Here is an 11617-nt window from a genome sequence, read left to right as displayed (position 1 = left end):
TATCTCGCGCCGTTCCGCCACTGGCTGGAACGGGACACCGTGACGGAGATCATGGTCAACCGTCCGGGCGAGGTGTGGGTGGAGGATGCCGCCCAGCCCGGCATGCAGCGGATCCTGGCGCCGGAGATCGACGACCGGCTGGTGCAGCGCCTGGCCGAACAGGTGGCCCGCGTCAGCCATCAGGGCATCAATCGCGAACACCCGCTGCTGGGCGCGACCTTGCCGGCGGACGGCTTCGGCGGTGCGCGCATCCAGTTCTGCGGCCCGCCCGCGACCCGCCGCCACTGGGCCATGGCGATCCGCCGGCATCGCCGGCTGGACCTCCCGCTGGACGCCTATGACACCGGGCCGCTGCTGGTGCCGGTCGAGGCCGAAATGCCTGACCCCCAGCAGGAGCCGATCGCCTTTCTGCGGGCCGCGATCCGCGCGCGCAAGACGATCCTGATTTCCGGCGGCACCAGCACCGGCAAGACCACCTTCCTCAACGCCATGCTGGGCGAGATCCCGCCGCACGAACGGGTCGTGCTGGTGGAGGATACGCCCGAACTGCGCCTGCCCGGCGCCAATGGTTTGGGGCTGGTCGCGGTTAAAGGCGAGCTGGGCGAGGCCAAGGTCACCGCCAACGAGCTGCTGCAGTCCGCCCTGCGCCTGCGCCCTGACCGCATCGTGCTGGGCGAGTTGCGTGGCGCCGAAAGCGTCAGCTTCCTGCGCGCGATCAATACCGGCCATCCGGGCAGCTTCTCCACCATCCACGCCAATTCGCTGCGCGGCGCGCTGGAACAGCTGGCGCTGATGGTCATGCAGACCGGCATCGGCCTGACCCGCAGCGACACCATCGCCTATGCCGCGTCGGTGATCGACGTCATCGTGCAACTGGACCGCAGCGAGGGGCGGCGCGGGATCAGCGCCATCGCCCGCCCGGCGGAGCTTGCCTCACCGGGATAAAGCGTCTCCTAGAACTGACAGACTACGCTACCAACATCTAGGCAATATCCGAGTGCATCTAGCCGGCATCGTTCCTGTGTTTAGGCCAGTCCACTCCGGGAGCAGAGCGCACTTACGGGCTTTGCTTCTGGAGCATTGCGACCGGACATAACGTCACAGTACTGGCAGACTGGCGATAGACACCTCGGCTTTTAAGTAAGTGGAGCTTCTTCGCTATTTAACGTGCCGGTGACAATAATAGCATGCCATTGCCAAAAGCGACATGCCGTCCGATACCACGAGCCAAAAGATCGGTGAAGGCTGTACCATCAGTGATGGATAACGTCCCCCTCATTACGGCTTCAACCCCGGCTACAGATCTTCTGCTTGACTGTATGTGTGTGGATCTTCGTGAGCGAACGTGCTCAGCTGCGGCAAGATAAGCTTGCTCGATCGTAGCTTTGCCGTCGAATCGCGAAGCTAGCCAGTCGCGGTAAACACCCTCACGGCTGACGGGCTCTCCGTTCGAACGCGCGCGAGCAGCAACAAAGGCATCGATTTCTCCCGCACGTCGCTGCCAAGCTGTCTCACTTGCTTCACGGCGTTGTCGAGCATGAGTGCCGAACCGCACCACTGGCCGGACCTTGATCTCAAAACGGTATCGGGCGCCAACCACCCAACCTTGCGGCATCATCCTGCATTGGGGAGCCTCTGGAAATACCCGCTCCAGCATCTGATCAGTGCTTGGAAGAGCAACGGCATCGATGAGCTGCTGAGCAGACGTGACATAACCCAGCAAATGCGCTTGCGTCGGATCGTTCAGGCGAAGCCAAAAGGGCTGTGGCGCTGCAGCGCCATAGCGCCGGCGCAGCGCAAGATGCAGCGCATACCCATGATCATCGTCACCTGCCTCATGCTTTGCCGCAAATTCAGCGAGTGCTGGTAAGCTCAACCCGATCCTAACGAGCGACAGCTCCCTCATGCCGGTAGGCTCATCGCATCAAGGAGGCCTTCATTCACCCGGCGGATCCCCGCGTGAACCCCAGCCCGCCAGTTTCGTTCGTCCGTAAGCTCGACGGTCGTGGCGTCACACTTTCCTCCTTCCGCCACCGGCCACTGGGCATAAGCATGAGCTTTCCCGAACATTGCTATTGCGTGTCCCAAAGCGTTTGCAACATCTGCGGCAAAGATGTTGCCCTGCAGCAAGCGTGTCGATGGAATAAAGGGCTTGCGGCCGATAAAGAGCGGCCGAGCGGGCCGATCCAACGCAGACGATATTTGATCGAGGTCAGGCTCACTCGCAGCTTCCGCGAGCCTGAGAACGACCACTACACGAGCCTGCGCATCGACATACCGGTGCCGAATATGGGGGGATTGGTAGGTGGCAGGTGAACCGGTCCGCCCCTCAGGCGAGCCATGCGTTGTCCAGCCGCGATCATTCACCGATAGTTTCGCGGTCTGAAAGTCCTTCATTCTCAGCCCATCTTCCAGCCGGGCGGCACCGAAGATCAACCGATCCTGCAATCCATCAAGCGCCCTAGCATCGCTGCGTTCCCAGCCGAGCGCATTCGCCAGCAGTCCTGTCAGCGCAGACCGGGCCGGAAAGTCGCGAACGAATGCGTGAGCGTCGACTGCCTCGGATCCGAAGCTCATCAGGGGCGCATCAAGCAGCAGTACAATATGTCGGTGCTTCATAAGGTTGCAGTTAGTACTCGATCGCGTGCCCACGTCGCCAGCTCCTGCAAGGACGCCTTGTCGATCCCGTCCAGCTGCATTTCTGGTGTCGCCATATGGCACCGGCTCTCGCCTGTCGTATAAAGGGCGTCCAATACCCTGAGATGGTCGTGCATCGTTTGCGCAGTACGTGCGCCCAGCGATCCGCCCGAAGTAGCCGTGAGCGGTACCGGATCGCGGAACGCATTTGCCAAAGTGCGCGGCTGCCTGTCGCCAGCTTCAATTAGAACCATCTCTGCCCGGCTATACGGCGCCGTGGAGGCCTTCTTCGCGCCGGGGGATACCTCCGCTATAAGCCAAATCAGATTTTCGACCGCTTCCGCCGCGAGCCGACGATCTTGATCCCCGGCCCAATCTGATGGAGCACATCCAGTTACGTTGGACACTAGCAACGCGACATCAACGACGAGGTAGCCGTAAAACAAGCCGGTCGTAAGTTCTGTGTCGAACAGCCCGGCTGTCCGAAAGTTCGTGGATTCGCTGTCACCGAGATCATCCACTACCGTGAAAAAGTCGAGCTCCGGCTGCTCCGCATGCACAGTAAAGGCATGTGCGACATGTATCGCCGCATCAACGTTGGCCCTCACGTCCGAGGTCACCATTCGTCCGAACAGAGCTGCTTCAAGGCTTGCCGAAGGCTGAGCGCCTTCGATCATGGTAGCGAGGTTGGCGCGCTCACCCTTGAGCCACTGCTCCGAGAGTTTGGCGGCACTTACCGCATCACTTGCCTCCGCCAGAATAGCAGCGGCTGCATGGTGGAGGTAACGTATCTCTGGGTGGCCGAAGAGAAGCACCTGTCGCTGCCGTAAATCCGTGCTTTTTGCGCCATAATATCGTTTAAGGAAGGCGTCCTGGACGGGTCGCAGCAGAGCTTCCGGATATCTGTCTTCAAGCGGGCGAATTACCAGCTGCTCGATCGCGAGCTTTGTCCGCTCCCCTGCCACTCCATGTTTCTCGGCTAGCCGTCGTAAGCTACGGGGATCATCCGCCATTCGCCACCGGCGTTTAAGACTTTGCGAAGAGATGCGGGTCCGCATGGCAGGCCCAAACGGCAGTCGCTTGGCTGCACCTGTTTCGTCACGATTGAGCAGCGCTCCTGTCCACCCCGCAAGGTAATGCACTTGAATGAATTTTGGCTGTGGCATGTAGCTCAACGTCCTAAACCTGTTCGTGTTCGACCTGGATTGTAGAAGTCTTGCGCGATCGTCATTCTCGCACCCCGCCCGGTACATGCGGGCTCTTCAAGCAGATTTTTGACGGTCAAGAGGTTGATGGGCGCCTGACTCACTTTGGCGATCATGTTGATGGCAATCCTAACCTGATCGATCATGGCCTCACCCCGCGCTGAGGTAAGGCGCAGCAATCGGCTCTCGGAGTAACCTGACCAGAACAATGCCGCACCAAAACTGTTGCTCACCGAGTGGGGGGGGCGTCGCGTCGTCCCTGCCAGCACCGCCATAGCATATGCAATGAAGCGCCAATTTGTGAAAGAAGCGGGCTCAAGCCAGGTATGCGGTTGCGCGCCCGCGCCCTGGAGGAGCTGACCGACGAGGATGTCCGACCTTTGATGGCCGACAAGGACGGTTCTTCGGAGTTGAGCCAGATTGTGGACGGGCAGCGCAATGATCGAAGCCGATAAAGCATGAAGGACCTGCTCCGTCGAGTTGGGCTCTTGCTTCATGCTGCTCACGTCAGAGCCTGAAGCTCCCTTGTTGGCGTACGGTAACTCCAACTCAAGGTAGTTAACCGCTCGGGCTGCAGCCCGCATTCGGCTGAGCGCACGGCGCGGCGCGAGCGCCATAGCCTCTTCGAGGATACGAAAGGCGCACTCGGACGCTCGCCGTCTCCAAGTCTCGTCACTCTCGTCCTGATCCCTAATGACATGCTCCCAGAACGATGGGTCAAAGAAGATCAGGTCGATGGCCTCGTCGAACCGAATCAGCCATCGCTCTGCCTTCTGCAAACCAGCCTCATCCTGAAGTTGTATCTGCTCGGGACCGCCTTGAAAAAGCGAAAGTAACGCACGCTGAAGGCCAGTTCGTACCGATGCCAACTTAACAGCACGTGCCGAAGCCACCCTTCCCATCTTCTCGACTGGATTTTTCCCCACCATCGCGCTCGCAACCCAAGCAGGAAGTGCAATCGTTCTGCGATGCAAACCTTCGGTCTTACCTTGGCCTCGAACCAACGCGGCTGCCAACAACGCCACCTTTTCTTCTGGCACGAGCGCAACCGATCGCGCCAAAACGGGAAGCTTTGTTCGAGCCGGATCGAGCAACCGTGTGATTTGTCGATAACCAAAGCCCGCAGAACTCGGCGTGACACAGGCACTCATATCCTGCTTAATCGGCACCCACGGATCATTGGTTCGGCCATTGAGCGCCGCAGACGCAACTCGCGGTGCACTCGAGGTCGCGGTCAGAGCGACGATCGACCGCAAAACTTTTTTAAGCCGAACTCTCCGGCAGACTTCCACGTACAAAGGGTCTAATTGGTCGAACGCAAGCGAATGCCTCCCATCCCAAGGTTCAAGCCAAAGCAGGGATACTCCCGTCCAGGATGACGAGAAATCATCGTTGCTGAGGAGCCGCTGGACATCCATTCTAAAAGCCGCAGACGTGCTCTCGGTTGCTCGCCAGCCGAAAGTCATGCGGGTTCCAAAGCCACCGTTCATCCGGCTGATCCCGTAATTGCCAGCGCCTTGGAACCCCTCCGTTGTTTGCAGCGTCACAAGAGCAAAAAGCCAGTCCTCAAGACATGAGTTATGCATCCGATACCGCTTTAGATCATGGTTCTTCGACGTTAGAAGAACGTCGAGCCGATCAGGCGTCGTAACAGTGTTCCGGTAATCAGGTAAGTTACCGGAATTGGCGAGTGGCGGCTGCAGCAACGCAGGCCTGGTCCAGTCATCTACAACTAAAGACCAAGCTTCGCCGTCGGGCCATTCAGGAGTTAGCTTAAGTAGCAGCGCTCGCCAATGTCCCTCTTTGTAGGGCATTTCACGCAGTCCCGCCTTACTTAAAGCGAGTGCCGCGATTTGGACGCAGAACGCGTGCCAGGGCTCCCTCTGATGGGCGCGCAGGCCCAGAAAACTATCCAGCGCTCCACCCGCGAGCGCAGCCAACACACCGCAAAGCGTGCTGCGATGCGTTTTCGCCGATTTATCACGCCACCGGATATACTCATCATCCATCTTAGAGGCGCCCTGTCGTGAGCTCACGGTGCAAAAACCAATCGCAGTAGGAAACGCTTGCGGCAAACGCCTCATATTCTGGTGAACATCTAGGCAACTTTGCCGCCTGCCCGTTAGTAGCCTGAAGACAATCGACGGTGTAAACTGACGTGCAGATAAGCATATGCTAAGATCGAGATAGCCCAAGCACACGTTGAATCAATCAAAGAGGGTTACGGCAGATGTCGTCACGCTCCTCGTGAAAGGGACTATCTGGCTCGCCCGTGGTATGGGCATAAATGTAACCTCATACGCGTTCGTAGCCGGGCAGTACTGGCAGTCCATCCGGAACAGAGTCGCCGGTAAGTGTCAGGTAGAGCCAAAAGCCATCCTCATCCTCCTTAACAACAACATGGTAGTTTAGTTGCGGAGTAAGAGTCTGTGGCGGGTTGAAGACACGGGCGGCGTCAAGGGCCTGCATCTCGTTTTCAAATCGTCTGCGCTGGACAAGGGTAGCCATAGCGCTAGATTGCACATCGGATCTGAGGCGTAAAGCCGGCGACGCCCCCCCCAGGGCCTCTTCGCCGAGCTATACGCTCTCTGCTACGTGCCCGAGCAACCGTTGCCGCTTGCTGATGGCGGCGCCCCCCCTGAGCCGCCCACGCGACGCTACGGCGCAAGCTTCTTTGCTGCACACCAGCGGAGAAGATACTGCGCAAAGCAATACGATCTATACTGCCGCTCGGTTGACGCCAGCTTTTGTTGCGCAGCTTCTATTTAGGTCCCGAAGCTTGGTGCTCAGCCAAATGCCACCCACTTGCTTGCTACTCATGTTCTGCCTGCACGAGGATTGAACGGTGTCGGCAAGAATGCCTAGGCCGCGCCGGCCAAGAACTGACGAGTTGGCCGTAACCTGCTGTAGGCATGCTCCAATCATGTTCCGGCAATGTCCTTCGCTCATGCGCAACAGCAATATCCGGGTGTTGGCCGCAAGCGTGACCTAAGGGTTTGCCACCGGCTCGTGGTAACCACCTTTTGCTAACACTTGTATTACTCAGACGTCAGGACACCTATGAAGGTGTCCAACTTCGGTTATCAACTTACAGACACACAGCTCTTAATGAGTAGGACAGTATCGTGACTATGACATCGTCCATCGCTGGCATGCGTATCGTTCGGGATCTCCGCGCTGCCGAATGCGCCCTTGATGAAGCTCTCCTCAAGACAAATGTTCTGTTTGGCACCCTTATATCCGCACGCCAAGAAACCAAAGAGGCCGGACCGTTTACCGGTCACGAACTCCTGCAGCGTTTGATCAAGTCACAGCAGACCTTGCTTACGGCCGGGAGTGACCTGGCGCGGGTTCATGGCGGGCTTAGTAACATCGGTCGTGAGATGGGCGCCGCCGTTCATGATTGTCCTCCCGATGGACCCATTGGCCTTGGTGAAGATGATGTTGCACGCATCGCCGCCTGATCCGTGAAGCCCAACTCAGCCCAGCACTGATACGACCGTATTCGGGTGAGTAACCAGTGCTGGGCCGCATAGAATGGCTCTTGCCGAGCTGAGACTACAAAGGGCGATCAACGCGCCTTGACCTGCTATCGCGCGCGCAAATCAGTCTTGATCTTTTTCATCTTGCAGGCACTCGCCTTCCATCGGCCTCAACGTCCCTGATCTATGACCCAGCCTGGCTCGTCGAACGCTCAAGGGATATATGTCGATTAGCCGGTAGGCCCAACCGCTGCAGTTGCCACGCCGTCTCGGTATCGCGCTCGCTACATGAGCGTGGATGGTGAGTGATCCCTTGCCCGTGTCACGAGCAATCACAACCAGATTCACTTGCGCTGTAGCGAGTCTGCCTGAGTCCGCGTTTGTGTAGCAGCTGTTGACCCTCGTTATCATCGGCGATGCGGATTCCAGTGCCCGAGAGAGTTGCCTTCATTTCCCGCATATCCGCGAGGCTCGTAATGGCGTCGAAGATTTCAGGTGCCAGCGTCTGTCGGCATGCGAATGCAAGGCACTGTAGTGTGAGCTTCGATCCCCTGCGGACTGCGTAGTCGGTAGCCCCGACGTACCGCTCACGTCGGGTCGCATCTCGGCTTTTAAGCTCTAGCACTTCGACCGCAAATCCGACGATGGTCAGGAGATTGTTGAAGACATGCGCCACCTCGCCTGTGACCTGGCCGAGGGCTCCAGGTGCACCGTCTGCGTGCCGTAAGGCGGACTGCGCTCGAAGACGATCGCTGATGTCCTTAGCATCAGGAAACGAGCCGGTAATTCGGCCGGATGTGTCGCGCAGCGGCGCATAGCAGATGCCCCAATACGGCTTGCCAAGATCAGGGTCGCCGACTGCTCAGTCGCATTGATGCCTCCGCCTTTAAGAGCACGGCTCAAGCGCGCCTTGGACATGATGCCGTTAGTTCGCCCTGTGACCTAGCGTACGCATGTGCCCGTCGCGGCAGCGTCGTAAGCGCCTCGCCGCAGACGGCGCAGCGCCGCGATGCGAGGCTTGCACGAGGATGCCTCGCACAAGCGGGATAAGGTCCGCAGGTACAAAGGCTTGGCGGAGCTTTAACGGGTGCGCGGGTTCCGCAGTCGTCGCCGACAGGCAATATCTGTGAGCATTGTCGCGCAGTCTCTCTGGGCTCATAATCAGCGCAACGGCATACAGGCATTTGACGCAGCAGAAATCTCTATCAGCACCAAGACCTTACCGCTGGTTCGGTATCCATATCATACAAAAGGCGGCGCAGACTTGTTCCGAACTTCGCAGCTGATCCCGCGTGTTGGCATATCGCCCTTTTCTTCCGAGCCGGATCAAACATAAAGATTGCGTCCGCCTCGAGCGTGAAAAGGCCGCACCGTTGCCGTGCGGGCAGTCTCGCTTAGACTAGTATGGCTGGCTGCTAGCGGGTGGGTCTGATTCACCAAGGATCGTTGTGCGATTATCAGGGAGATCCAACGTGAGGCGGCGGCGCTGTTTTCTCTAATTTCCCCACCTTTTAAGAGGCGCGTACCCGTATGTACGTCTGACACTTGCGACGTATTGCGCCATCAACTTCCGAGGCTGCGCAACGGTGCGTGATCCGAAGGTCCACGTCACGAGATGCGGGCTGCTTTAGCGGCTTGTGCTGACGCTTAACCATTCTTACGTGCAATACGTGCTGCGATCGTCGTCAGACTCGATCTGGAGCGCGGGACGGCGCGGACTGGGGTACACTACACGCGTCGTCCCACTTGAAAAGGCGGAGCCGTCCGCCAGCTCTCAGCGGGCCGCTCCGTCCAAATTGCGGCTTTGCCTAATCAGTCTGCTCTGCGCATCTCTGCTCCATACAGCAGCGTGCTCCTATCTCTTTCACGTTGCATGCCAACTAGGCACCAAGACGAGCCTCCCAAGTCCTTACCCGGCAAGCATGGCCGTGCAGCGTCGATCCTTGTGACGCTGAACGGAGATGAACTTGTGCCCCTCTCGTCGACGAAGCAATCGCTACGAAGCTGGCGTGCCACCTGGGTGAGCTGTTGAGCCTGCCGGATATCGTTTAACCGCCTCTGGCCATTGCTGCGTGCGTGTGAGGCACAATAGTCAAGACGGGATCGGCAAAGGCGGGCCGATCTTCCCCGATGTATGTGCCTCAAAGCAGACGACAGCGACGAAGGCTCAGAGATTAGATGCCCTGATCGCCGACAAACTGCCCCTTGGCACTCAAGCCTTCATGGTACAAGTAATATGAGGAGGTATGATTGTCGCGATTGTGACTAACCCGTGTATCACCGAACCTCATGAACATAGTCTGCTCCAAGCATCTCCCTTGCCATGGCAACCATATCGCTCGTCCACCGCCCACCTGAGAAGGCAAGGCAGTGGGTTGGGTCTCTGCCAGCATCCGCCTGTTGCGGACTGGACCTACGCGCCCAACCATTCGCAACCCAAGTTTTCCACTCCATCAGCCTCGGCCCAGCGCTGTGCATGAAGATCTGCACCCCCCAGCGGGCTGCGACCTTCGATGACGCATGTAATCGTGTGATTGGCGTGTATGCCGTCCAAGATACGCCAAACCCGTTTCTGAACGGCAATGTGCCGCCCACCGCAAACCAACAGGCGCATCAACCCCGGACCAAAGCCAACTCGATTTCCGCCCGAAGTTCCGGAATGTAGGCCACCCAAGCCGCTCGCCCGTCGATCAACATGCCCCGTGCGCCTCCGCGGTTGCGGCGACATGACCGAGCGCCGCCTCGATAAGCTCGTGAGTAATCTCGCAAACTCCTAAGTGAAGGGTCAGGATCCCGTAGATCGAACGCACAGATGCAATTCGACTTCCGCACGTTTACTGAGCCTGCTCCTGTCCAGCGACGCAGAATGATTCCGCCGCCAGAGCGACGCGTTTCTACGTCCCACATGCTCGAGGCCCGTCAGTGCTAGCCGAAATTCGATGCAACGGCGTCTCTTGAACTCGCACGCTGGCAAGCGCAAGTCGGCGGAACCCGCCTCATCTTCGGGTGGCAGATGCAGCGCGGCTGACGGGCGTCGGGCTTACCAGCTCGCGCAGGCTCTCGCCGGAGTTTCGTGTGGTGGCCCATCAACACGGATGAAGGTAGTACCGCTGCCGTAGCGTGCACGGCGTCCTAGGCTGCTCCAGCCGGGATCATCGCGTTTGATCAGTCGCGCATCTGGCCGGCGTGGCGTGGACCATCAACGTGATCGCAAACCACAAACTCTCGATGAGCAGCGCCAGGCCTACAAAGATGGAGCACCAATTCGATTACTGCACAGTAGTGTGGATGGGTTGCAATCCGATGCCGCAGGCGCCGCTGTCCTGACCTACACTTGCGTCGTTCTCCTTCGTAGAGAAGATCAAGTCAATTCTGCACACCAGTGGCCTAAGCCCGAGCCGTCTGGACCTGAAAGTAACAGACACGGCCGTAACCGCCGATCGCAACCTTTCTTTGCGCAAACTGCGCAGCTGCAAGGCTGTCGGCATCGCGCTGGATGACTTTGGCACCGGCTATTCGTCGCTGAATACGCTACGGCCGTTTCATTTGATCGTGTGAAGTTTGATCGCAGTGTCGCCCAGGACATTGCGTTCGTTCCGCGCCGCCTGCCCTCGCGGTTGCGATGAAAACGCTCGGGTAGGGGTCGGTTCCGGCTGAGGGCGAAATGACACCCTAAGCGGAATGGCCCAGATTGGGTAGAAAGCCGACTGTCGGCTTTCAGGCAGCAATCCCCGTTTGCTGGTTTTGAGGTGCAGTTGCGAACCCACCAGTTCTTCAAACAAAGACAGATTTTTCGAATAGTATCTTCACCGGCGCCTCCAATTTCGAAGGCGCTACCGGATACGATTGAACATGTTCAACAACGCGGGCCGGGAGGACCCAAGATCGCCAGCAAGCCTGCCAAAGTCGCCTGTCTCAACGATGTCGAAACTTACCTCCCCATTCGTGCCATCTTCTCCGCTACAACGGATATAGGTGAAGATGCCAGGCTGGGCATCAATTTCAATCTGCGCATCACCTGCGCTTAAATGGTATAAGCCGCCAGGAACACGCCAATCGACATAAGTGCCGCTCTCAAGATCAGCCAGCTTTGATCCCGCATAGCTTAGAGGGCAGCTGACGTTTAAGTCGTCCTTTGTGTTCGGGACATAAACGATGATTGCTGCCGGCGGCGGCGGGGGCGGCGGTATCGACCCATTCGCTACTTGCGCAATAAATACGGACGCGACAGCCGATAGTGCGACCTTCATGTGGAAGTTTTCCTTTTTCGTTGACCTGCCGATACGTCGCTGT

Annotated in this window: 8 protein-coding genes and 1 pseudogene; 3 read left to right on the top strand and 6 right to left on the bottom strand. The window is 58.3% G+C overall.

Annotated elements, in window-relative coordinates:
* Positions 1-945: P-type DNA transfer ATPase VirB11 (gene virB11, locus D5S08_RS07420; protein ID WP_121117127.1), on the top strand; the 945-nt coding region annotated here is incomplete at its 5' end.
* 217 nt (positions 946-1162) lie between these two features.
* Here the strand turns inward: virB11 and D5S08_RS17460 are convergent.
* The 4 genes from D5S08_RS17460 to D5S08_RS16395 are packed head-to-tail and all read right to left on the bottom strand — an operon-like array spanning position 1163 to position 5851.
* Positions 1163-1906, bottom strand: a complete 744-nt coding sequence (locus D5S08_RS17460; RefSeq protein WP_121117125.1) for a type I-E CRISPR-associated protein Cas6/Cse3/CasE — start codon at positions 1904-1906, stop codon at positions 1163-1165.
* A complete protein-coding gene (cas5e, locus tag D5S08_RS07410) occupies positions 1903-2619 on the bottom strand; it encodes a type I-E CRISPR-associated protein Cas5/CasD (protein ID WP_121117123.1) in 717 nt (238 codons plus the stop codon). Before cas5e ends, D5S08_RS17460 begins: the two co-directional genes overlap by 4 nt.
* Positions 2616-3803 carry a type I-E CRISPR-associated protein Cas7/Cse4/CasC gene (cas7e, locus tag D5S08_RS07405; protein ID WP_121117129.1) on the bottom strand — a complete coding sequence of 396 codons (1188 nt, stop codon included), beginning with the start codon at positions 3801-3803 and terminating at the stop codon, positions 2616-2618. Before cas7e ends, cas5e begins: the two co-directional genes overlap by 4 nt.
* Positions 3804-3808: 5 nt before the next feature.
* Positions 3809-5851 carry a hypothetical protein gene (locus D5S08_RS16395; RefSeq protein ID WP_126665514.1) on the bottom strand — a complete coding sequence of 681 codons (2043 nt, stop codon included), beginning with the start codon at positions 5849-5851 and terminating at the stop codon, positions 3809-3811.
* Positions 5852-6973: 1122 nt separating this feature from the next.
* Here D5S08_RS16395 and D5S08_RS16390 point away from each other — a divergent pair.
* Positions 6974-7306, top strand: a complete 333-nt coding sequence (locus tag D5S08_RS16390; RefSeq protein WP_126665513.1) for a hypothetical protein — start codon at positions 6974-6976, stop codon at positions 7304-7306.
* Positions 7307-9737: 2431 nt separating this feature from the next.
* Here D5S08_RS16390 and D5S08_RS17455 read toward each other — a convergent pair.
* Complete coding sequence (locus tag D5S08_RS17455) at positions 9738-9938, bottom strand: SLOG family protein (RefSeq protein WP_162301938.1); 201 nt, start codon at positions 9936-9938, stop codon at positions 9738-9740.
* Between the two features lie 734 nt (positions 9939-10672).
* Here D5S08_RS17455 and D5S08_RS17450 point away from each other — a divergent pair.
* Positions 10673-10882, top strand: a pseudogene (locus tag D5S08_RS17450) (EAL domain-containing protein); the annotation flags it as partial.
* A gap of 275 nt (positions 10883-11157) precedes the next feature.
* Here the strand turns inward: D5S08_RS17450 and D5S08_RS16385 are convergent.
* A partial coding sequence (locus D5S08_RS16385; protein ID WP_206610299.1) for a hypothetical protein occupies positions 11158-11617 on the bottom strand: 460 nt, incomplete at its 5' end.

The organism is Croceibacterium ferulae (assembly GCF_003660445.1).
In the GTDB taxonomy this organism is placed as follows: domain Bacteria; phylum Pseudomonadota; class Alphaproteobacteria; order Sphingomonadales; family Sphingomonadaceae; genus Croceibacterium; species Croceibacterium ferulae.
The sequence above is the reverse complement of the archived record's forward strand: the minus strand, read 5'-3'. Positions and strand labels throughout refer to the sequence as shown.

What these genes read in the sequence shown, in the direction of transcription:
- cas5e (WP_121117123.1), bottom strand. Translation starts at nt 2,619, where the DNA reads ATGAAGCACCGACATATTGTACTGCTGCTTGATGCGCCCCTGATGAGC.
- D5S08_RS16390 (WP_126665513.1), top strand. Translation starts at nt 6,974, where the DNA reads ATGACATCGTCCATCGCTGGCATGCGTATCGTTCGGGATCTCCGCGCT.
- D5S08_RS17460 (WP_121117125.1), bottom strand. Translation starts at nt 1,906, where the DNA reads ATGAGGGAGCTGTCGCTCGTTAGGATCGGGTTGAGCTTACCAGCACTC.
- cas7e (WP_121117129.1), bottom strand. Translation starts at nt 3,803, where the DNA reads ATGCCACAGCCAAAATTCATTCAAGTGCATTACCTTGCGGGGTGGACA.
- D5S08_RS16395 (WP_126665514.1), bottom strand. Translation starts at nt 5,851, where the DNA reads ATGGATGATGAGTATATCCGGTGGCGTGATAAATCGGCGAAAACGCAT.
- D5S08_RS17455 (WP_162301938.1), bottom strand. Translation starts at nt 9,938, where the DNA reads ATGCGCCTGTTGGTTTGCGGTGGGCGGCACATTGCCGTTCAGAAACGG.